Raw genomic sequence first — 21,563 nt, forward strand, 5'->3', positions numbered from 1 at the left:
CCAGTATGGCCCGGCCCCGCCCCCGGGCTCATCGGCCGGGCGCCTCGCGCCGCTCGCGCTCCTCCGCCACGATCCGGCGCAGCGTACGGCCGAGGCGGCGCGCGTACCACCGCTGGAGCGGCGGCACCAGCGGACCGCCGAGCCGCGCGTACCAGCGGGCGGGCCGGCTGAACGCCATCACCCTGAACCAGACCGTGCCGTCCTCGGCGAGTTCGGCCGTGAAGCACTCCTCGCCGCGCTCGGGGTGGCCGGTCTCCGTCCCGTATCCGAACCCGATCCGCTCCGGACCGTACTCGGCCCAGATCACCCGGCAGGGGGCGGCGAGTCGCAGCGGCCCGGCCTGCACCGCCACCCGAACGGCCGTCCCCGCCTCGGCGCGTGGCGTGGACGCCTCCACACGCGCCCCCGATCCGCGGTGCATCCGGAACTCGGTGATCGCCGCCCCGGCCGCCTCGAAGTCGGCGCGGCCGCGCCCGACCCGGGTGCGGTGGTGCAGGTGGTGGTAGCCGTCGGGGAGCGGGCCGAGGCGGGTGACCCCCGCCTCCGGGTAGTTGAGGCTGCTCATCGGATGCTTCCTTCGCCGTCGTGGAGGAGGTGCAGGCGCCGCCAGGCGAGCACCGAGCAGAGCCCGAACCCCAGTGCGTTGCCCACGCCGTGGGTGGTGGCCATCCAGAGAAGGCCGGGGTGCGGCAGACCCGTCGCCTCGCCCAGCGCCCAGATCAGGGCGAGGACCATGGTCACCGCGAGCACGGCGGCCGAGACGGCGAGCAGCAGCCGGGTGGCGCGGTCGCGGTGGGCGGGCCGGACCGTGCGCCAGGTCAGCAGCGCCACGGTCCACATCCCGGCCGTCAGGGCCACCGCCCCGACGAGTTCGGCCCAGTCGCCGATGAAGTAGCCGGCCAGCACGGACAGGGTGCCCAGGGGCACGCTGAGCGCCGCGAACCGGCCCGCGGGACCGTCGGCCACCCGGCTCACCAGACCCGCGACCAGGGCGGCGGCGAACCCGGCGAAGTGGAAGTGCGGCACGGTCAGCGCCAGGATGCCGGGACCGAAGCCGAACAGCGGGTGTCCGGCGCGTTCGGCGACCAGCGCGGTGGCGGCGACGGCCGGGGTCACCAGTGCGGTGAGCAGGGCGATCTCGGCCGGCGCCGTGGCCGGGGAACGCAGGGGACCGTCGCGGCCGGCGGCGCGGGGCACGGCGTGCAGCGCGAGAAGCGCGGCCCCGATTCCGTAGCAGAGGGCCAGGACCGTGGCGGCCCTACCGCGCGGCAGCCAGAGCGACACCGCGCCGGGGGCGGCGAAGACCGGCCAGAACCGTCCGATCCGGTCCAGTTCCGGTGCGTCGGCGAGCCGCAGCCCGGCCGGCACGATCACCAGCATCCCCAGCATCACGATCAGCCCGACAAGGACCGACATGACTCACCCACCCCCGAGTTGAACGCGTTCAAATCGTTGTCGACGCAGACTCTACGCTGCTTTGAACGCGTTCAAGGCGGCAGGGGGCGTACACCTCCCGGGAAGCGGTTGGCTTGCGGCGGCGGGGGAAGTGCGGCAGACATGGAGGAGCGACCGGGAGACCGGTGACCAGGCAGGAGAACCGCCCGTGCCCTCACGCATACGCATGCGCCGCACAGCCCCCGCCCTGCTCTGCGCCGGCCTCCTCCTCACCGCGGGCTGCGCCCGGGACACCTCCGGCGGTGCTCCGGCCACGCGAACGGGTGACGCGACCGGCCCCGTCCTCCAACCCGCGTCCGACCCCGGGACCGCCCCCTTCACCGCCTCCACCGCGGGCGGTCCGGCACTTCCCCCTCACGCCGCACGGACCGGGGCGCCCCGCTCCCCGTCGGCGCCCGGACAGGCGCTCAAGCGCACCGGATCGACTCCCGGCCTGTACGCCGGAACCCGCGCCGTTCCCTCCTGCGACGTCGAGGCGCAGATCCGCATGCTTGCCGTGGACCCGGCGCGGGAAGAGGCGTTCGCGCACACCGTGTCCGTCGCGCGCGACCAGGTCGCCGGCTTCCTGCGCGGCCTGACGCCCGTCCTGCTGCGCGCCGACACCCTGGTCACCGGGCACGGCTTCAGGGACGGCTCCGTCACCACCTACCAGTCCGTGTTGCAGGCGGGGACCGCGGTCATGGTCGACGCACGGGGGCTGCCCCGGGTCCGCTGCGTCTGCGGCAATCCGCTGGACCCGCCCACCGGCCGGGGTGACGCGGCGGCCGGGACGGGGAAGCGGTGGGAGGGGTTCGACCCGGCGCGGACCGTCGTGATCGAGCCCGCCGCGCGGCCCGTGGCGGAGCTGGTGATCGCCGACCTGGACCACCACAGCTGGATCGCCCGGCCGGCCGGCGACGAGGGGACCGGCGACCGCGTTCCCGAGAAGCCGCCGCCCTACACGCCCGACACCGATATCACCGGCCCGCTCCCCGACGTCACGCCGCCCGGTACGGAGCGGCCGGAGTCCCCGACGGAGTCCGCGCGGCCGGAGGAGCCCACGCCGTCCCGGACTCCGGAGGAGTGCCCGACGCCCGACGTACCCGCGCCGGAGACGCCCACACCGCCCGGTCAGCCGGCGGCGGCCCGCGGCGTACCCGCCCGGGCGCCGGGGGAGACGCACTGCCCGACGCCGACCGCTGAGCCGACGGACGGGCCGTCCGCGGAGCCGTCGATGCCGGAGCGGACACCCGCGTCCGACGAGCCGCCGACGTCCATCCGGCTGCCCAGGGGCGCCGACGACGGTCCGGCCGTGCGGTGGTGAACGGCGGCGGTCCCCGCTCCCCGGCGGGCCTCACTCCTCGGTGGGCAGCCAGTTGCCGTGGAGGCCCAGGGGGACGCGGACCGGGATGCGGACCCGGGCGACCGGGCCCGATGCCGGGTCCTCGGACGGGATGACGAGCAGCCAGCTGGTCCCGTCGGTGCGGTCGGTGGCGTACGTCATCCAGTAGCCGCCCTCGCCCGGCCCGGTGCCGGGGACGGGGGCGAAGACCGGCTCGCCCACCGACAGGTCCCCGGCCCGCCACGCCACATGCGGACCGGAGGGGTCGTTGCCGTCGTACCAGCGCAGGGTGTCGTACTCGCCCGGCAGCAGATCCAGGCCGCCGGAGTCCGAGGCCACGGCCAGCTGGTGGTGGCGCCTGCCGATCAGCCGGTCGTCGGTGCGGGGGAGTTCCATCCGGACGTCGTCCAGCACGGTCCGGCGCATCGTGCCCGCGACGGGATCGATGACCGCGCGCACCAGGCCCGCGTGGTTGGGCCCCGCCCCCTCGGCGGGCGCGCCGAGCGACAGGCGTGTCCACTGCACGTAGTCCAGCACCACATCGCCGCCGCCGGGCTCGGTGTCGAACGCGTTGACCGTGTGCCACAGCCAGAAGGCGTCGTCGGACGCCCAGCGCACCGGGCTGCCGTCGCGCGGGATCAGGGCCAGCCGGGTGCCGCGTTCGGGGCGCCAGTCGAGCATGGAGCCGCCGTTCATGGCCGCCGCGATGTCGAAGAACACCGGTGCCAGCACGATCACCAGGAAGCGCGGGGTGATCGCCATGTCGTGGATCATCATCGGCTCGTCGGCCCCGTCCACGGGGGTGGGGCCCCGGAGCACGTCGCCCTGCGGGCCGATCGCGGACCAGGTGAGGTAGGGCGGCTCCAGGCCGTAGCAGAACACCAGCATCTCGCCCGTGACCGGGTCGGTCTTCGGATGCGCCGTGATGCCCGCCGGCAGCGCCCCGCCGAAGGTCTCCTTGCCGACGGTCGCCAGGTCGGGCGTCATGAGGAAGGGGCAGTCGGACTCCGCGAGCGCCAGCAGCCGCCCCGCGTGGCGCACCACGTTGATGTCGGGCATGTCGCGGAAGGTGCCGGCCAGATCGGGACCGACGTCCGGCTCCTGCGGCAGGATCATCGACTCGATGCCGCCCCACAGCGCCCGCCCGGCCCGCTCCTCGGCGACCACGGCGGGTGTCCGGACGAACCGGTTGCGGTAGCGGGCCCGGCCGCCGGAGATCCACACGCCGTGCAGCATGCCGTCGCCGTCGATCGGGTAGAGGTACGAACCGATCGGCGTGAAGCGGGGGTTGGGCCCGTTGCGCAGGAACACCCCGTCCAGCTCGCCGGGCAGTGCGCCCGTCACTTCAAGGTCCGCCTCGTCGACCTCTTCGGTCACGGGGGCGAAGCGCCCCGAGAGGTGGACGACCCGGCTCGGGTCGAAGGCGTGTGCGGCATGTGCGGCCATGGCGGCCTCCCTTGCCGGGACGTGGGGGCGCGCCCGGATGCGGGCCGGGCTGACTTCTCATTCAATCCCCGGGCCAGGACCGCCGCAACGCGGGTCGCGGCGTGCGAAGGGCCGTCCCCGGGCCCACCATGGAAGACGCGGCAGATCGCCGTGCCGGGCCACACCTTCGGAGGTGTCCGGTGTCCGAAGCCGAAACCCGCTCCGGGCGGCGGACGGGGAACCTGTTCTTCGCGTTCGCGCCCTGGATCATCTTCATCGTCGTCGCCTCTCCCAGCACCTGGGAGTACGCCGCCCTCGCCGGTCTGGTGGCCGCCGTGGTGCTCAATCTGCCGGACATGCGCCGGGGTTCGTTCAAGATCCTGGAGGTCACCGGCATCGTCTTCTTCGCGTTGCTGAGCGTCCTGGCCCTCTTCCTGGACCGTCAGGACCTGGACTGGGTCGAGAGGTACGCCCAGGTGCTGTCCAGCGGCGTGATCGCGGTGGTGGCGCTCGGTTCGCTGGCGTTCGTCCCGTTCACCGAGCAGTACGCGCGTGAGTCGACGCCCCGGGAGGTGTGGGGGACGCCGGTCTTCCGCCACGTCAACCGGGTGCTGACGCTGCTGTGGGGCGCGGTCTTCGCGGCCACCGCCCTGCTGGGTCTCCTCGCCCTGCACACCTCGTCGGGGCGCGACTGGTTCAACTGGATCATCCCGATCGTGCTGCTGGTGTTCGCCGTCCGCTTCACCGAGCGCTATCCGGACCGGGTGCGTGAGCGGTCGCGTCAGGCGCACGCCTCTCCATGAAGCACACCGGCCCCACTTTGGTCCAGACCTATTGACGGAAGGTCTGGACCACTTTACGTTGGGCGGCGTTCATGATTCCGCTGCGTGTTGTCAGGGGCATGCCACTTCAGGAAGAGGTCCCGTCATGTTCGGTCGCACATCACGTCTGCTGGGGGTTGGCCTGGCGGCGGCGTGCATCGTGCAGATGCTCGTCGGCGCGACGCCGAGCTCCGCGCAGGAGGACACCTGTGCGGTCAAGTCGAAGCCCGCGGGCAAGGTGCTCCAGGGCTACTGGGAGAACTGGGACGGCGCGTCCAACGGTGTGCACCCGCCGCTGGGCTGGATCCCCGTCACCGACAGCCGCATTCCGCAGCACGGCTACAACGTGATCAACGCGGCCTTCCCGGTCATCCTCTCGGACGGCACCGTCCTGTGGGAGGACGGGATGGACTCGACCGTCAAGGTGCCGACCCCCGCCGAGATGTGCCAGGCGAAGGCCTCCGGGCTCACCACCCTGATGTCGATCGGCGGCGCCACCGCCGGCATCGACCTCAGCTCCACCGCCGTCGCGGACCGCTTCGTGGACACGGTCGTGCCCATCCTGAAGAAGTACAACTTCGACGGCATCGACATCGACATCGAGACCGGCCTGACCGGCACCGGCAACATCAGCCAGCTGTCCGCCTCGCAGTCCAACCTGATCCGCATCATCGACGGCGTCCTCGCGAAGATGCCGTCGAACTTCGGCCTGACGATGGCCCCCGAGACGGCCTACGTCACCGGCGGCAGCGTCGTGTACGGCTCGATCTGGGGCGCGTACCTCCCCATCATCAAGAAGTACGCGGACAACGGCCGGCTCTGGTGGCTGAACATGCAGTACTACAACGGCAGCATGTACGGCTGCTCCGGCGACTCGTACTCCGCCGGCACCGTGGAGGGCTCCACCGCGCAGACCGACTGCCTCGACAAGGGCCTCACCATCCAGGGCACCACGATCCGGGTGCCCTACGACAAGCAGGTCCCCGGTCTGCCCGCCCAGCCCGGCGCGGGCGGCGGATACATGTCGACCGGCCTCGTCTCCCAGGCGTGGAACCACTACGGCAACAGCCTCAAGGGCCTCATGACCTGGTCGCTGAACTGGGACGGCTCGAAGAACTGGACCTTCGGCGACAACGTGAAGGCGCTCCAGGGCCGCTGACCCCGCAGACCCCCCTCAGGGCGACAGCCCCGCACCCCCCTTCCGGGAGGTGCGGGGCCGTCGCCGTGGTGTCAGTGGCCGGTCTCCGAGGCGTCCAGCATCGCCTCGCGCTCCACGACCTTGACGCGCTCGCGGTCCTGCTCGGCCCCGAGCGCGCGCTCGTGCGCGTCGAGGCGGTACCAGCCCTCGCGGGTGGTGTAGCGGACGCCGCGCTCCTCCAGGAAGGCGGTGACGGCCTCCGGCTCGGGCCGCGCCGGGGCGGGCAGCCGCCCGGCGGCGTGGTCCTCCAGCAGGCAGGCGACGGTCTCGTTGGCGTCGCCCTTGGTGTGGCCGATCAGGCCGACCGGGCCCCGCTTGATCCAGCCGGTGACGTACACCGACTCCATCGGCTCGTCGCCTTCGAGGACCCGGCCCGCGGCGTGCGGGACCGTGCCGGACGCGACGTCGAACGGCAGCTTCGGGAGCTCGCGCGAGTAGTAGCCCACCGCGCGGTAGACGCCCTGGACGTCCCAGTCGTGGAAGGTGCCGGTGCCGCGCACGTTGCCGGTGCCGTCCAGCTCCGTGCGCTCGGTGCGCAGACCGGTGACCCGGCCGTCCTCGCCGGTGATCTCGACGGGGGACTCGAAGAAGTGCAGGAAGAGCTTGTGCGGCCGGTCGCCGATGTCACGGATCGCCCAGTTCTCCAGCGTGGAGGCGACCATGTTGGCCTGCTTGTTCCCGCGCCGGGTCTCGATCGAGCCCTCGTCGTAGTCGATGTCCTCGGGGTTGACGATGACCTCGATGTTGGGCGAGTGGTCCAGCTCGCGCAGCTCCATCGGGCTGAACTTCGCCTGGGCCGGGCCGCGCCGCCCGAAGACGTGCACCTCCAGCGCCTTGTTCGCCTTCAGGCCCTCGTAGACGTTGGCGGGGATCTCCGTCGGCAGCAGCTCGTCGGCGGTCTTCGCGAGGATGCGGGCCACGTCGAGAGCCACGTTCCCGACGCCCAGCACGGCGACCTTCTCGGCCTCCAGCGGCCAGGTGCGCGGGACGTCCGGGTGGCCGTCGTACCAGGAGACGAAGTCGGCGGCCCCGTAGGAGCCGTCCAGGTCGTGGCCGGGGATGTCGAGCGCGCGGTCCGCGTCGGCGCCGGTCGAGAAGATCACCGCGTCGTAGAACGTGCGCAGCTCGTCGAGGTCCAGGTCGTTCGGGTAGTCGACGTTGCCGAACAGGCGCAGCTGCGGCTTGTCCAGCACCTGGTGCAGCGCCTGCACGATGCCCTTGATGCGCGGGTGGTCGGGCGCCACGCCGTAGCGGATCAGGCCGAAGGGGGCCGGCATCCGCTCGAAGAGGTCGATGGAGACACCCGGATCGGCGGCCGCGTCGGATTTGAGCAGCGCGTCCGCCGCGTAAATGCCGGCGGGACCGGCTCCGACGATGGCGACGCGAACGGGGCGTGTCATGGCGAGCTGTTCCTTCGAACGGGCGAGCAGAAGCGGGGCCGGTTGGTAAGGCAAGGCTTAGTCGACCCCGTCGCACACGTTAGCCGCTGCTCGGACCCGCTTTCGGGGCGGGGCGGCGTTACCGGGCGGTATTCGGGCCTCCCGCGCGCACCGGGGTGCCGGGAATCCTTGTGACGCGGGCCTCCGGCACGCTCCGTGAATGTGTCCTATCGCACGTTCATCAAATGGACGGTTCGGTCGAAGAATCGGACAGATAGTGGCAGAGTGACGCATATGGACGATCGGGTAGCGGGTGCCCTGTCACTCCCGGACGACTGGCCCGCCCACCCGGATCTCAGCCTCGCCCTGAACCGAATGGGCAGCTTCGACTGGGATCTCGACAGCGGCCTCATGCACTTGGACCGGCCCGCCCTCGAGGTGTTCGACCTGAGGGCCGACGAATACGACAACCGGCCCGAGACGCTCGGGCTGCGCGTGCCGCCCGACGAGGGCGTCCGGCTGGACGCCATGGTCTCGGAGGCGCTGAAGAGCGGCCGCAGCAACTACGGGGCGTACTTCCGCCTCCAGTCGCGCGACGGCACCCTGCGCTGGGCGCACACCCAGGGCTTCGTGCGCCGAGACGACGACGGCCGCCCCCGCCGGATCATCGGCATCGTCAGGGAGGCCGGCCCCGAGCTCGCCGAGTCCGCCGCCCGCCGCGAGCTGGACGAGGAGCTGCGCCGCCGCACCAGCCTGGTCGACTCCACCACGGCGGCCCTGGCCCACGCCCGTACCGTCAAGGACGTCATCGAGGTCCTGAAGAACTCCGAGGGCCTGGCTCTGCTCGGCGCGACCAGCCTGGTCATGGGGCTCATCGAGGCCGGGCGCATCCACCTGGTGGCCGACGGGCCCGAGGGGTCGTTCGTGCCCGGCACCCGGTACACCCGGACGGACGAGCAGTACCCGATGAGCGAGGTCGTCCGCACGCTCGGCCCCCGCTTCATCGAGTCGGCCGAGGACTTCGCCGCGTCCTACCCCGTCCTGTGGCCGCACATCAGCCACCTCGGCATCACCTCCGCCGCCTACCTCCCGCTGATCGCCCAGGCCCGCCCCATCGGCGCGCTCGGCCTCCTCTACAGCGGCAAGGACGGCTTCACCGCCGACGAGCGGAACCTGCTCCTCGCCCTCGGCAGCTCCATCGCCCAGAGCCTCCAGCGCGCCATGCTCTACGAACAGGAGCACGACCTCGCCGAAGGGCTCCAGCAGGCCATGCTGCCGCGCCGGATCCCCGACGTGCCCGGCGCCCAGATCGCCGTGCGCTACCGCTCGGCCCGGCTCGGCCGGGACATCGGCGGCGACTGGTACGACGTCATCCCACTGCCCGGTGGCCGGGTCGGCGCCGTCATCGGGGACGTCCAGGGCCACGACACCCACGCGGCCGCCGTGATGGGCCAGCTCCGCATCGTGCTGCGCGCGTACGCCGCCGAGGGGCACAGTCCCGCCACGGTCATGGCGCGGGCCTCCGTCTTCCTGCACGAACTCGACACCGACCGCTTCGCGACCTGCACCTACGCCGAGGCCGACCTGACCACCGGCGTGGTCCAGCTGGTCCGGGCCGGGCACGTCGACCCGCTCGTCCGCGACGCCGACGGCGGCTGCCGCAGGGTGCCGTCCGAGGGCGGGCTGCCGCTCGGGCTCTCCGCCGAGTTCGGCCGGCTCGAATACCCGGTCGGCACGGTCGAGCTGGACCCCGGCCAGACCATGGTGCTGTTCACCGACGGGCTGGTGGAACTCCCGGGCGCCGATCTGGACGAGGGCACCCAGCGGCTCACCGCCCTCATCACCAACGGCCCGCAGGACCTCGGCCAGCTCGCCGACCGCCTCTGCGCCTCCGTGGACGAGCGCGGCGGCGAGGACGACGTGGCCCTGCTGCTCCTGCGCCGCAAGGCCGCCCAGGCCCCGCAGCCGGGCGGCCGGCTCCAGCAGCACGTGGGCCAGAACGACCCCGAGGCGCTCAGCTCGGCCCGCCACATGATCCGCGCGGCGGTCCGGGCCTGGGGCGCCAAGGACCGGGCCGACGAGGTCGAGCTGGCCGCCGACGAGCTGGTCACCAACGCCCTGATGCACACCGACGGCGGCGCGATCGTCACGATCCGGGTCCTCACCGGCCCTGAGCGGCGGCTCCGGGTCGACGTCGAGGACCGGTCGAGCGCACTGCCGCGCCGCCGGGAAGCCGGCGAGGCCGGGGTCTCCGGACGCGGCCTGCTGCTGGTCGACCAGCTCGCGGACGCCTGGGGCGTCGAATCCCGGGGCACCGGCAAATGCGTCTGGAGCGAATTCGTCGTTCCGCCACGGGAATGACCCGCCGACCGGTTCTCGCCCATCCGGCCGGGAAGTTGCACGCAATGGGAATGTAACTGAACGTAACGTGTCTGTACTTGACCGTGATGGACCACCGGAGATTGACTGCGACCTGGTCGGTCTCCCGTCTTCTACGACATGAGGACCCGTTGGGCACTGAGCTACTGGCACCCCTCGATCTCGCCTTCTGGCACCTCGAGTCCGCTGCCCACCCCATGCACCTCGGCGCGCTCGCCGTCTTCGCGCCGCCCCCCGGCGCCGCCCCCGGCCCCGACGCGCTCCTCGGTCTCCTCGGCGCGCGCGCCGCCGCGATTCCCCGGCTGCGCATGCGGGTACGCGACGTGCTGCTGCCTGTCGGCGGCGCCGCCTGGTCCACCGACCCGGAGTTCGACGTCCACCGTCACGTCCGGCGCGTCCGGCTGCCCGCCGAGGCGACGGAGCCCGGCGGCGCGGGCTTCATGCCGGCCGCGACCCGGCTCGCCGGGGAGCTGATGGAGCGGCCGCTCCGCCGGGGCCTCCCCCCCTGGGAGATGTACCTCATCGACGGACCGGACGGCGGCCCGTTCGCCGTGCTCGTCAAGCTCCACCACGCGCTCGCCGACGGGATGCGCGCGGTCACCATCGGGGCCGGGATCTTCGACGAGATCGCCTCCGCGACGACCCGCCCCCGCCCCTCCGCCCGGCCGCGTCCGGTGCCGCCCCGGTCCTGGATGCCGGGCCCGCGCCAGGTCGCCGGGTTCGCCCTCGGCCGGATCGAGGACCTGGGCCGCGCCTTCGGGGTCGGCGCCTCGCTGGTCCGGGCCGGCCGCCTCGATCCGCGCGGCGCACCGATGCTCCGGGCCGGCTCCAGCGGGACCCGGCGGCTCGCCACGGCCGACCTCGACCTCGACGCCGTGCGGCGCGTCCGCCGCGTGACCGGGGGCACCGGCAACGATGTGCTGCTCGCCGTCGTGGCGGGTGCGCTGCGGCGCTGGATGCTGGAGCGCGGCGAGACCCCGCCGCGCGACGACCCGCGCGCCCTGGTCCCGGTCTCCCGCCGCCGTCCGGGCGGCGCGACGGTTGCCACCGGCAACCGGCTCTCCGCCTACCTCCTGGACCTCCCCGTCTCGGAGCCGGACCCCCGGGAGCGGCTGCGCGCGGTACGCGAGGCGATGGACCGGAACAGGTCGGCGGGCCCGCTGCGGGGCGCCGGGGCGGTCGCGGTGCTGGCCGATCAGCTGCCGTCGCTGGCCCACCGTTTCGGCGCCCCGCTCGCCGGGAACGCGGCCCGGATGCTCTTCGACGTCCTGGTCACCAGCGTGCCCCTGCCGCGCTCGCGCCTCTCGCTGGCCGGCTGCCCGCTGAGCGCGCTGTACCCGATGGCACCGCTGGCCCGGGGCCAGTCGATGGCGGTCGCGCTGACGACGTACGGCTCGCGCGTCCACATCGGGATCGTGGGCGACGGCAAGGCGCTGCCCGGACTGGACGGTCTCGCGCGGTGCGCCGACGAGGAGCTTGAGGCGCTTCTCGCAGAGGTGATCACGGCATAGATCGGACAGGTCGCTTCCTGATCGCCGCAATTGGCGGTTGCAAGCGGGTTGACGCGCCCAAGTGATCCGATGAATATTCGCTGTGTGGCAGCGATCATCGGGGAGGGCGACGACAGGATGCGGCGCGGCAGGCTGGGTGGCAGCGCGGTCGAGATCACCGAACTCTCCTTCGGCGCGGCCGCCATCGGCAACCTCTTCAGCGAAGTGGAACCGGAACGGGCGGCGGCCGCCGTCGACGCTGCCTGGGACGCGGGCATCCGCTACTTCGACACCGCTCCGCACTACGGACTCGGCCTCTCCGAACGCCGCCTCGGGGAGGCCCTGCGCCACCGCCCCCGCGAGGCGTACACGCTCTCCACCAAGGTCGGCCGCGTCCTCGATCCGCTGCCCCCCGAGGAGACCGCCGCGTCCGACGGGCTCTCCGAGGGCTTCGCCGTACGCGCCACGCACCGCCGCCGCTGGGACTTCAGCGCGGCCGGCGTCCGCCGCAGCATCGAGGAAAGCCTCGACCGCCTGGGCCTCGACCGCATCGACGTCGTCTACCTCCACGACCCCGACGACCACGCGGAACCCGCCTTCCGCGAGGCGTATCCGGAACTCGAGAAGCTGCGCGCCGAAGGGGTCGTCGGGGCGATCGGCGCCGGGATGAACCAGACCGCGATGCTCACCCGCTTCGTCCGCGACACCGATGTGGACGTGGTCCTGTGCGCCGGCCGGTTCACCCTCCTCGACCAGTCGGCCCTCACCGACCTGCTGCCGACCGCCGCCGCGCGCGGCCGGAGCGTCGTCGTCGGCGGGGTCTTCAACTCCGGCCTCCTCGCCGACCCGCGCCCCGGCGCCACCTACGACTACGCCACCGCCCCGGCCGGTCTGCTGGACCGCGCCCTCCGGCTGAAGGGCGTCACCGAGGCCCACGGCGTACCGCTGCGCGCCGCCGCCCTGCACTATCCGCTCACCCACCCCGCCGTCGCCGGGGTCCTCGTCGGCACCCGCTCCCCGGACGAGGTGCGCGACGCCGCCGCACAGCTCGGCCGGGAGATCCCCGGCGCCCTCTGGGACGACCTGCGCGACCAGGGCCTGCTGCCCGGGAACGGACACTGACATGCGCATCGCCCTGCACACCAAGGTCCGCGCCGACCGCGTCGCCGAGTACGAGGCCGCGCACCGCGAGGTCCCGCCGGAGCTGACCCGGGCGATCCGGGCCGCTGGCGCGGGCTCCTGGACGATCTGGCGCAGCGGCACCGACCTCTTCCACCTCATCGAGTGCGACGACTACGCGCGCCTCCTCGCCGAGTTGGAGCAGCTGCCCGTCAACGTCACCTGGCAGGCCCGGATGGACGGCCTCCTCGACGTCGTCCACGACTACTCCGCCGAGGGCGCCGAGGCCGGGCTCCCCGTCGTCTGGGAGCTGTGAGATGGCGGCCGGGCCCCGTGTCGTGGACGCCCACCACCATGTGTGGGACCTCGCGGTCCGCGACCAGGACTGGATCACCGGCGAGGCGCTGGCCCCCCTCCGCCGCGACTTCACCCTCGAAGACCTGGAGCCCGAGGCGCGCGCGGCCGGGGTGAGCGCCACCGTCCTCGTCCAGACGGTCACCGTGGCCGGGGAGACGCCCGAGTTCCTGGCGCTGGCCGACCGCAGCAAGCTGGTCGCCGGGGTCGTCGGCTGGACCGACCTCACCGCCCCGGACATCGCCGACACCCTGGCCGCCCTGCGCGAACTCCCCGGGGGCGACCGGCTCGTCGGGCTGCGCCACCAGGTCCAGAGCGAACCGGACCCCGAGTGGCTGCTCCGGCCCGACGTGCTGCGCGGTCTGGCCGCCGTGGCCGACGCCGGGCTCGTCCACGACCTGGTTATCCTCCCGCACCAGCTGCCCGCCGCGACCCGGGCCGCCGCCGCGCTCCCGGGGCTCGTCCTCGTACTCGACCACGCGGGGAAGCCGCCCGTGGCCACCGGGCGCATCCGGCCCTGGGCCGACGACCTGCGGGCCTTCGCCGCCCTCCCCAACACCGTCTGCAAGCTCTCCGGACTCGTCACCGAAGCGGACTGGGACACCTGGACGCCGGACGGCCTGCGCCCGTACGCGGAGACCGTGATCGAGGCCTTCGGCCCCGGGCGGCTCATGTTCGGCTCCGACTGGCCGGTGTGCCGCCTCGCCGCCACGTACACCGAGGTCCTGGACACCGCCCGCGCCCTGATCCAGGACCTGAGCGAGGACGAGCGGGCCGCCGTGCTCGCCACCACCGCCGAACGCGTGTACGGCCTTCGGTAGGCGTCCCGGGCGCGGCTGCGGCAGGCTGGGACCATGCCCGAACTGCCGGAAGTCGAAGCCCTGCGGCTCTTCCTGGACGACCATCTCGTCGGCAAGGAGATCGACCGCGTCCTGCCGCTCGCGATCAGCGTCCTCAAGACGTACGACCCGCCGCTCACCGCCCTGCACGGGGGCACGGTCACCGAGGTGCGTCGGCACGGCAAGTTCCTCGACATCGGCGTCGGCCCGCTCCACCTCGTCACCCACCTCGCCCGGGCCGGCTGGCTCCGCTGGAACGACGCCTTCCCGGCGGCCCCGCCGCGCCCCGGCAAGGGCCCGCTGGCGCTGCGTACCGTCCTCACCGGCGGCGACGGCTTCGACCTCACCGAGGCCGGCACCACCAAACGCCTCGCTGTCCACCTCGTGCACGACCCGGCCGAGGTCCCCGGGATCGCCCGCCTCGGGCCCGATCCGCTCGGCCCGGAATTCGACCGGGACGCGTTCGCCGCACTGCTCGACGGGGAACGCCGCCAGATCAAGGGCGCCCTGCGCGACCAGTCGCTCATCGCCGGTATCGGCAACGCGTACAGCGACGAGATCCTGCACGTCGCGAAGATGTCGCCGTTCAAGCTCACCGCGCACCTCACCGACGACGAGATCACCCGGCTCCACGAGGCGATGCGCACCACCCTGGAGGACGCCGTCGCCCGGTCCGGCGGCGTCGAGGCCGGACGCCTCAAGGCCGAGAAGAAGAGCGCGATGCGCGTCCACGGACGCACCGGCCAGGCGTGCCCGGTCTGCGGGGACACCATCCGCGAGGTCTCCTTCAGCGACTCCTCGCTCCAGTACTGCCCGACCTGCCAGACGGGCGGCAAACCGCTCGCGGACCGCCGCCTGTCCCGGCTGCTCAAGTAGGGGCGCGATGCGCGGGCACGCCCTACACTCCGGCCTCATGCTCCGCGTACTCGCCGTCGACGACGAAGAACCCGCCCTGGAGGAACTGCTCTACCTCCTGCGCGCCGACCCCCGCATCCGCAGCGCGGAGGGGGCCACCGGGGCCACCGAGGCGCTGCGCCGCATCGGGAGCGCCGTCGACGCGGGGCCCGACGACCCGACCGCCATCGACGTGGTCTTCCTCGACATCCACATGGCCGGTCTCACCGGGCTCGACGTCGCCCAGCTCCTCGCCGGTTTCGCCGCGCCGCCGCTCATCGTCTTCGTCACCGCCCACGAGGGCTTCGCCGTGCACGCCTTCGACCTCAAGGCCGTCGACTACGTCCTCAAACCGGTCCGCCGCGAGCGCCTCGCCGAGGCCGTACGACGCGTCGCCGAGCAGGTCCAGGACCGTTCGGCCCCCGCCGTCCACGACACCGCGCAGGACCAGATAGCCGTCGAACTGGGCGGCGTCATCCGCTTCGTCCCGATCGATGACATCACCTACGCCGAGGCCCAGGGCGACTACGCCCGGCTGCACACCGCCCACGGCAGCCACCTGGTCCGCGTCCCCCTCACCACCCTGGAGGAGCGCTGGCGCACCCGCGGCTTCGTCCGCATCCACCGCCGCCACCTCGTGGCCCTCGGCCGGATCGACGAACTGCGCCTGGACGCCGGCAGCATGAGCGTCCGCATCGGCACCGCGGAACTGGCCGTCAGCCGCCGCCACACCCGCGCCCTGCGCGACCTGCTGATGAGGCGGACCGGCCGCTGACCAGCGGCTACCGGCCTCCGAACCCCTTCCCAGCGGGGCCGGGTGCCGCCTACACTCCGGCCCCATGTCCGCAGAGCCCACACCCCGGCGCGAAGTGGTGACGGGGGAGCCCCGGCGGGTGCGCCCGCTGCCCCGCTACCGCACCCAGTCGGAGATCGAAGAGCAGACCGCGCTCGGCGGCGCCTACGTCCGCTCGCTGATGCGGGGACAGTTGCGGGCCGGACTCACCGCCTTCGCCGTCCTCGCCGCCGTCGTGGGCACCCTGCCCCTCGTCTTCGAGGCCCTGCACAGCTCCGCCGTCGTCTGGGCGGTCCTGGGCTTCGCCGCCTACCCGCCGCTCACCCTGCTCGCCTGGTGGTACGTGCGCCGTGCCGAGCGCAACGAGAGCGACTTCGCCCGGCTCGTGGAAGGCCGCTCCGCCCCGTGAGCCGTACGTACGCGGTGGCGGCCGTCGCCGTCGTCGTCCTGGCCACCGTCCTCGTCGGCGGCTTCGGGCTGCGGATCTCCCGCACCACCTCCGACTTCTACGTGGCCTCGCGCACCGTGCGCCCCCGGCTCAACGCGGCCGCCATCAGCGGTGAATACCTCTCCGCCGCCTCCTTCCTCGGCATCGCGGGCCTGGTCCTCGTCCACGGTCCCGACATGCTCTGGTACCCGGTCGGCTACACCGCCGGCTATCTCGTCCTGCTGGTCTTCGTCGCCGCCCCGCTGCGCCGCTCGGGGGCGTACACCCTGCCCGACTTCGCCGAAGGGAGACTGGAATCCCGGCAGGTACGCAGACTCGTCAGCGTCCTCGTCGTCGGCGCCGGCTGGCTCTACCTGGTGCCCCAGCTCCAGGGCGCCGGACTCACCCTCAAGATCCTCACCGGGGCGCCCGGCTGGCTCGGCGACGTGCTCGTCGCCTCCGTCGTCGTGCTCGCCGTCGCCGCCGGGGGCATGCGCTCGATCACCTTCGTCCAGGTCTTCCAGTACTGGCTGAAGCTGACCGCGCTCCTCGTCCCCGCGATCTTCCTGGTGCTGGCCTGGCAGGGCGACGGACAGCCCCGCATCACCTTCGACGCACACCTCTCCGCGTTCCGCGCCGACCACCCGCTGTACGCGACCTACGGCCTCATCGTCGCCACCTTCCTCGGCACCATGGGCCTCCCGCACGTCGTCGTCCGCTTCTACACCAGCCCCAACGGTCGCGACGCCCGCCGCACCACCGTCGCCGTCCTCGCCCTCATCGGCGTCTTCTACCTCCTGCCGCCCGTCTACGGCGCGCTGGGCCGCCTGTACGCCCCCGAGCTGATCCACGGCGGTGACGCGGACGCCGCCGTGCTCCTGCTGCCCGGCCGCGTCATCGGCGGACTCGGCGGCGATCTGCTCGGGGCGCTCGTCGCGGGCGGCGCGTTCGCCGCGTTCCTCTCCACCGCGTCCGGGCTCACCATGGCCGTCGCCGGGGTCATCACCCAGGACGTGCTGCCCTCGCGCGGGGTGCGGCACTTCCGGCTGGCCACCGTCCTCGCCATCTCCGTGCCGCTGGCCGGCTCGCTGATGGTCAGCCGGGTCCCCGTCGCCGACTCCGTGGGCATGGCCTTCGCCGTCTCCGCGTCCTCCTTCTGCCCGCTGCTCGTCCTCGGCATCTGGTGGCGCCGGCTCACCCCGCCCGGGGCGGTGGCCGGGCTCCTGCTCGGCGGCGGATCCGCGCTGCTCTCCGTCGCCATCACGGTCAGCGGCGCGGTCCGCCCGCCCGGCTGGCCGCACGCCCTGCTCGCCTGGCCCGCCGTCTGGTCCGTGCCCGTCGGCTTCCTCGCCATGATCCTGGTCTCGCTCGCCACGCCGAGCCGGATACCGCCCGGCACCAACGCCGCCATGACCCGCTTCCACCTGCCCGAAGCGCTCACCACCGGGAGGCACCGGTGACCGGGGCCGGATACGCCGTCATCGTCGTGCTCGCCCTCCTGCTGTTCGGCGGGGGCCTCCTGCTCGGCCGCCGCACCGCCCGGCCGCTGCGCACCAGCGACGTCGGCACGCCCGTCGAGCACGCCACCTTCGAGACCCTGCACACCGCGTCCCTGGCCGCGCCCCCGCTCCGCGCCGGGCTCACCGAGGACAGCGCCCGCCGGTCGGCGCGCCGGCTGCGCTCGCTGCTCGGCACCGAAGCGCTGTGCCTCACCGACCGCGACGGGGTCCTCGTCTGGGACGGCGAGGGCGACCACCACGGCCGGGACGTCATGGAGCAGGTCGCGGGCGTCCTGGAGACCGGCCGCGACACCGCCTTCCGCAGCGACTGCGACGACCTGGACTGCCCGCTGAAGTGGGCCGTCGCCGTGCCGCTGACCGTCGACCACCGCGTCCTCGGCACCCTCGTCGCCTACGCCCCGCGCGAGTCGGCCGTCCTGGCCCGGGCGGCGGGCGAGGTCGCCCGCTGGGTCTGCGTCCAGCTGGAACTGGCCGAGCTCGACCGCTCCCGCACCCAGCTCATCGAGGCCGAGATCAGGGCCCTGCGCGCCCAGATCTCCCCGCACTTCATCTTCAACTCCCTGGCCGCCATCGCGTCCTTCGTCCGCACCGACCCGGAGCAGGCCCGCGAACTACTCCTCGAATTCGCGGACTTCACGCGCTACTCGTTCCGCAGCCACGGCGACTTCACGACCCTCGCGGACGAGCTGCACTCCATCGACCAGTACCTCGCCCTGGTCCGGGCCCGCTTCGGCGAACGGCTCTCCGTCACCCTCCAGGTCGCCCCCGAGGTCCTGCCCGTCGCCCTGCCCTTCCTCTGCCTCCAGCCGCTCGTGGAGAACGCCGTCAAACACGGCCTCGAAGGCGCCGTCACGTCCAGCCGCATCACCATCAGCGCCCTGGACGCCGGCTCCGAGGCCGAGGTCGTCATCGAGGACGACGGCACCGGCATGGACCCCCAGCGGCTGCGCCACATCCTGCGCGGCGAGGGCGGAAGATCCACCGGCATCGGCCTGCTCAACGTGGACGAACGGCTCCGCCAGGTGTACGGGGACGAGTACGGGCTCGTCATCGAGACGGGCATCGGGGCCGGGATGCGGATCACCGTACGGCTGCCGAAGTACCGGGCCGGGGTCCACGGGTCCTGAGTGGCGCGCCGTGGTGCGGTCGCCCCGCCCTAGTTGTATTGCCCTGTGAGGTTGGGGACGCGGCTGGCGGGTGGCTTGCCTGCGAGCGCGGTGTGTCCGCGGTGGTGATTGTAGGTGTGCAGCCAGCCGGGGAACGCGTCGCGTCGTTCCTGCTCTGATTGGTAGGGGCGGGCGTAGGCCCACTCGTCGAGCAGGGTGCGGTTGAGGCGTTCGACCTTGCCGTTGGTCTGCGGCCGGTAGGGGCGGGTTCGCTTGTGGGTGATCCCGGCCGCTGCCAGGGTGTCGCGCCAGGTGTGGGACTTGTAGCAGGAGCCGTTGTCGGTCAGGACGCGTTCGACGGTGATGCCTGCGCTGGTGAAGTAGGCGTGGGCCCGCTGCCAGAAGGCGGTGGCGGTCTCCTTCTTCTCGTTGGTGTGGATCTCGCTGTAGGCGAGGCGGGAGTGGTCGTCGACGGCGGTGTGGATGTAGCTGTAGCCGGCGCTCTTGCGGGTCTTGCGGCCGGCCTGGCGGCCCAGCACCTTGTGGCCGCCGCCGTCGGGGATGTTGCCGAGCTTCTTGATGTCCACGTGCACCAGTTCGCCGGGCTTCTCGCGTTCGTAGCGGCGTATGTTCCGGCCGGTCGCACGGTCCAGATGGGTTAGACGGGCGAGCCCGAACCGGGTGAGGACCCGGTGCACGGTCGAGGGCACCAGTCGCAGGTGGTGGGCGATGCGGGCCGGGCCCCAGCGCCGTAGGACACGAACTTTGATGATGCGCCGCTCGGTGCGGGTCGGGGTCCGCCCGGGACTGTGACGAGGACGCGAGGAGCGGTCGGTCATGCCCGCTTCACCGAGGTGCCGGTAGCGGCCGGCCCAGCGCTGGGCTGTGGTTGGTGAGACCTGGAAGCGTTCGGCGGCTCGGCGCAGCGGCCAGCCCTCCTCGACCACACAGCGGGCCAGGCGCAGGCGTCCAGTCTCGGTCAGGGGTGCATTACGGTGGGGCACGAGGGCCTTTCGGTCAGGTGTTGACATCGCAATCCACACCGAACCGGAAGGCCCTCACCTGCTTCAAGATCCCTCAGCCGAGACCTGGCTCACCCGTCCACAACCTCCCAGGACAGAACACCTAGTACAGGTGCACCGCGAGGTGCCCCAGCGGCAGGCCCAGCTGCCAGGCCGGGGTCCACACCTGCGCCTCCTCCTCCGGGGCCTGTGCCGCGCCCTCCACCGGCTCCCAGGGCGGCAGCGGGCCGATGGCCTCCAGATCGGCGGCCAGCAGCTCGGTCTCCTCCAGCCACCGCCAGGCCGACCGGGCCAGCGCCAGATCCGCTTCGGTGCCGCCCGCCACCGGGGCGGCCAGCCGGGTGCGCACCCAGTGGCGCCACGGAGTCCCGGACGCGGTGAGCAGCCGCAGCTCGTCCACCCGCGCGGCCGGCAGCGCCCCGGCCACCGCACCGTCCAGCAGGAAGATGGTCAGCGCCAGCGCGTCCCGCCCCGCCCGGAACTCCAGCGTCGCCGGCTCCATCAGGTCGCCGGTGCGCAGCAGTTCGTCGGCCAGGTACTCCGCGTACATCCAGGCCATCGGGACCGGCAGCTCGCCCGCGCCGGACCCCTCATGACGTTCCGGAGGCATCCCGTATCGCCCCATTCCCTCGGTTTCGGGCCCGTACGGCCGGCGGGCCGCCCGGCCGGTCGCCCACGCAGCATTGAACCGGGGGAGCGCGCCCCGCGTGGCCGGAAATGCAGGATCCGCCGTACCGGATGCGTCACAGGCACGAGCTGCCGACGACCGTCCGTCCCTGCGAAGGGCGGCGCGTGTAGCCGGGGAGGTTACGGGAGAGCAGCCGCAGCGCGTAATGCGAACGCGACTTGACCGTGCCCGCCGGTATCCCGAGCACCTCGGCCGTCTCGCCCACGCTCAGCCCGCGGAAGTAGATCTGCACCAGCACCGACCGGTGCTCCGGGCTCAGGGCGCGGACCGCCTCGCGCACATCGAGCGCCGCGACCGCGGACTCCGCCGTGTCGGCCCCCGCCGGCGCGCACTCCAGACCGGCGTCACTGACCTCGGCCGGCCGGGCCAGCCGGGAGCGCCGGGCGTCGATCGCCAGTCGGCGGGCCACCGTGAAGAGCCAGGGCCGCATCGACTCGTACGGTCCGTCGAACGCCTCCGGGTGCTGCCAGGCCCGCACCAGCGTCTCCTGGAGCAGGTCCTCGGCCCGCTGCCGGTCACCGAAGGTCAGCCCGAGCAGGAAGTGGAACAGGGCGGGGCCGTGGTCACGCTGGAGTTCCGCGAGCGCCCGCTCATCGGTCTTCGTCGTGGTCATGGTGAACGCCCTTCCCGCCAAGGTCCGCCTCGTTGCCGACCTGGCGTATACGAGCGCATTCAGGCCACGGGGAACAGGACAAACGCCGCCCCGTGCGACGAGCGGTCGCTCAGAGCGGCGAATGGTGCGGTGAACGGTCGGGCGGCACCCCGGGCGGGGCTCACGGCACCACGGACGGGCGTGACTACGGCACCACGGTGACCGGCCAGCGGCCCGCCTTGACCAGGCGTACGGCCACCGAACCGATGAAGCGGTGCCCCGCCGACTCCGAGGCCCCCACCACCACGGCGTCCGCCTTGAGTTCGTCGGCGGCGGTCACCAGACCGTTGTACGGGTCGCCCCGGAAGGTGTGGAACTCCCAGCGGACATCCCATATGTCCTTCATCCGGGCCGTCGACTGCCGGATCTCCTCCACCAGCCCCTCGGCCACCTCGGCGGTCGCGTCGCCGACCGGAGCCCCGAGCGCCGCGCCCGCCGCCAGCACCGGCTGGACGTACACCAGCGCCAGCATGGCCCGCTGCCGGCGCGCGAGCCCGGCCGCGTAGGCCGCCGCGCGCATGGACGACTCGGAACCGTCGAGGCCCGCGACGATCACCTTCGGTCCGTCTGTGCCACGTTCGAACTGGTGGGAGTGCTGATCTGTCACGGCAGTGAGGCTATCGGCTCGCCCCGGGGCTTCGGGCCCGGGCTCCCGGCGACCGCGCCCCGCTCACCTCGGCC

Annotated in this window: 21 protein-coding genes; 13 read left to right on the forward strand and 8 right to left on the reverse strand. The window is 73.0% G+C overall.

Going from position 1 to position 21,563, the window contains the following annotated elements:
* Positions 1–28 precede the first annotated feature (28 nt).
* A complete protein-coding gene (locus OHS17_RS30355) occupies positions 29–565 on the reverse strand; it encodes a DUF1990 family protein (RefSeq protein ID WP_330314744.1) in 537 nt (178 codons plus the stop codon).
* Positions 562–1,416: a YndJ family protein gene (locus OHS17_RS30360; protein ID WP_330314745.1), complete on the reverse strand. Its 855-nt coding sequence runs from the start codon at positions 1,414–1,416 to the stop codon at positions 562–564. Before OHS17_RS30360 ends, OHS17_RS30355 begins: the two co-directional genes overlap by 4 nt.
* A 187-nt stretch (positions 1,417–1,603) precedes the next feature.
* Here OHS17_RS30360 and OHS17_RS30365 point away from each other — a divergent pair, with 187 nt between their 5' ends.
* Entirely contained in the window at positions 1,604–2,758 is a 1,155-nt protein-coding gene (locus OHS17_RS30365) for a DUF6777 domain-containing protein (RefSeq protein WP_330314746.1), read from the forward strand.
* 30 nt (positions 2,759–2,788) lie between these two features.
* On the opposite strand, the gene OHS17_RS30370 is transcribed toward OHS17_RS30365, so the two are convergent.
* On the reverse strand, positions 2,789–4,222 hold the full coding sequence (locus OHS17_RS30370) for a carotenoid oxygenase family protein (protein ID WP_330314747.1): 1,434 nt from the start codon (positions 4,220–4,222) through the stop codon (positions 2,789–2,791).
* A 179-nt stretch (positions 4,223–4,401) separates the two neighbouring features.
* On the opposite strand from OHS17_RS30370, the gene OHS17_RS30375 reads away from it, so the two are divergent.
* Together OHS17_RS30375 and OHS17_RS30380 are read left to right on the forward strand one after the other, a co-directional pair.
* On the forward strand, positions 4,402–5,004 hold the full coding sequence (locus OHS17_RS30375) for a hypothetical protein (protein WP_330314748.1): 603 nt from the start codon (positions 4,402–4,404) through the stop codon (positions 5,002–5,004).
* A gap of 124 nt (positions 5,005–5,128) precedes the next feature.
* Entirely contained in the window at positions 5,129–6,181 is a 1,053-nt protein-coding gene (locus OHS17_RS30380) for a chitinase (RefSeq protein WP_330314749.1), read from the forward strand.
* Between the two features lie 71 nt (positions 6,182–6,252).
* On the opposite strand, the gene OHS17_RS30385 is transcribed toward OHS17_RS30380, so the two are convergent.
* Positions 6,253–7,620 carry an FAD-dependent oxidoreductase gene (locus OHS17_RS30385; RefSeq protein ID WP_330314750.1) on the reverse strand — a complete coding sequence of 456 codons (1,368 nt, stop codon included), beginning with the start codon at positions 7,618–7,620 and terminating at the stop codon, positions 6,253–6,255.
* A gap of 273 nt (positions 7,621–7,893) precedes the next feature.
* Between OHS17_RS30385 and OHS17_RS30390 the strand changes: the two genes are divergently transcribed.
* The 10 genes from OHS17_RS30390 (at position 7,894) to OHS17_RS30435 (ending at position 18,541) form a co-directional block, all read left to right on the forward strand.
* Positions 7,894–9,960: a SpoIIE family protein phosphatase gene (locus OHS17_RS30390; RefSeq protein WP_330314751.1), complete on the forward strand. Its 2,067-nt coding sequence runs from the start codon at positions 7,894–7,896 to the stop codon at positions 9,958–9,960.
* Between the two features lie 149 nt (positions 9,961–10,109).
* Positions 10,110–11,489: a wax ester/triacylglycerol synthase family O-acyltransferase gene (locus OHS17_RS30395; RefSeq protein ID WP_330314752.1), complete on the forward strand. Its 1,380-nt coding sequence runs from the start codon at positions 10,110–10,112 to the stop codon at positions 11,487–11,489.
* A 117-nt stretch (positions 11,490–11,606) separates the two neighbouring features.
* On the forward strand, positions 11,607–12,590 hold the full coding sequence (locus OHS17_RS30400; protein WP_330315399.1) for an aldo/keto reductase: 984 nt from the start codon (positions 11,607–11,609) through the stop codon (positions 12,588–12,590).
* A gap of 1 nt (position 12,591) precedes the next feature.
* Positions 12,592–12,903 carry an L-rhamnose mutarotase gene (locus tag OHS17_RS30405; protein WP_330314753.1) on the forward strand — a complete coding sequence of 104 codons (312 nt, stop codon included), beginning with the start codon at positions 12,592–12,594 and terminating at the stop codon, positions 12,901–12,903.
* 1 nt (position 12,904) lies between these two features.
* Positions 12,905–13,762 (forward strand): amidohydrolase family protein, encoded by an 858-nt coding sequence (locus tag OHS17_RS30410; protein WP_330314754.1) that lies wholly within the window; start codon positions 12,905–12,907, stop codon positions 13,760–13,762.
* Positions 13,763–13,795: 33 nt separating this feature from the next.
* Positions 13,796–14,656 (forward strand): Fpg/Nei family DNA glycosylase, encoded by an 861-nt coding sequence (locus OHS17_RS30415; protein WP_330314755.1) that lies wholly within the window; start codon positions 13,796–13,798, stop codon positions 14,654–14,656.
* Between the two features lie 37 nt (positions 14,657–14,693).
* Positions 14,694–15,449, forward strand: coding sequence for a LytR/AlgR family response regulator transcription factor (locus tag OHS17_RS30420; RefSeq protein WP_330314756.1), 756 nt, complete (start codon positions 14,694–14,696; stop codon positions 15,447–15,449).
* A gap of 64 nt (positions 15,450–15,513) precedes the next feature.
* Entirely contained in the window at positions 15,514–15,876 is a 363-nt protein-coding gene (locus tag OHS17_RS30425; RefSeq protein ID WP_051083887.1) for a hypothetical protein, read from the forward strand.
* Complete coding sequence (locus tag OHS17_RS30430) at positions 15,873–17,354, forward strand: sodium/solute symporter (RefSeq protein WP_330314757.1); 1,482 nt, start codon at positions 15,873–15,875, stop codon at positions 17,352–17,354. The genes OHS17_RS30425 and OHS17_RS30430 overlap by 4 nt, the downstream gene beginning before the upstream one ends.
* A complete protein-coding gene (locus tag OHS17_RS30435; protein ID WP_330314758.1) occupies positions 17,351–18,541 on the forward strand; it encodes a sensor histidine kinase in 1,191 nt (396 codons plus the stop codon). The genes OHS17_RS30430 and OHS17_RS30435 overlap by 4 nt, the downstream gene beginning before the upstream one ends.
* 29 nt (positions 18,542–18,570) lie before the next feature.
* Here the strand turns inward: OHS17_RS30435 and OHS17_RS30440 are convergent, their stop codons facing one another.
* From OHS17_RS30440 to OHS17_RS30455, 4 genes are all read right to left on the reverse strand, one after another.
* Positions 18,571–19,524: an IS481 family transposase gene (locus OHS17_RS30440; RefSeq protein ID WP_330314759.1), complete on the reverse strand. Its 954-nt coding sequence runs from the start codon at positions 19,522–19,524 to the stop codon at positions 18,571–18,573.
* A 121-nt stretch (positions 19,525–19,645) separates the two neighbouring features.
* Complete coding sequence (locus OHS17_RS30445) at positions 19,646–20,152, reverse strand: hypothetical protein (protein WP_330314760.1); 507 nt, start codon at positions 20,150–20,152, stop codon at positions 19,646–19,648.
* Positions 20,153–20,285: 133 nt separating this feature from the next.
* Entirely contained in the window at positions 20,286–20,843 is a 558-nt protein-coding gene (locus tag OHS17_RS30450; protein WP_018099921.1) for a sigma-70 family RNA polymerase sigma factor, read from the reverse strand.
* Between the two features lie 184 nt (positions 20,844–21,027).
* Positions 21,028–21,489 carry a universal stress protein gene (locus OHS17_RS30455; protein WP_026171102.1) on the reverse strand — a complete coding sequence of 154 codons (462 nt, stop codon included), beginning with the start codon at positions 21,487–21,489 and terminating at the stop codon, positions 21,028–21,030.
* Positions 21,490–21,563: the final 74 nt, after the last annotated feature.

It is taken from the genome of Streptomyces sp. NBC_00523 (genome assembly GCF_036346615.1).
In the GTDB taxonomy this organism is placed as follows: domain Bacteria; phylum Actinomycetota; class Actinomycetes; order Streptomycetales; family Streptomycetaceae; genus Streptomyces.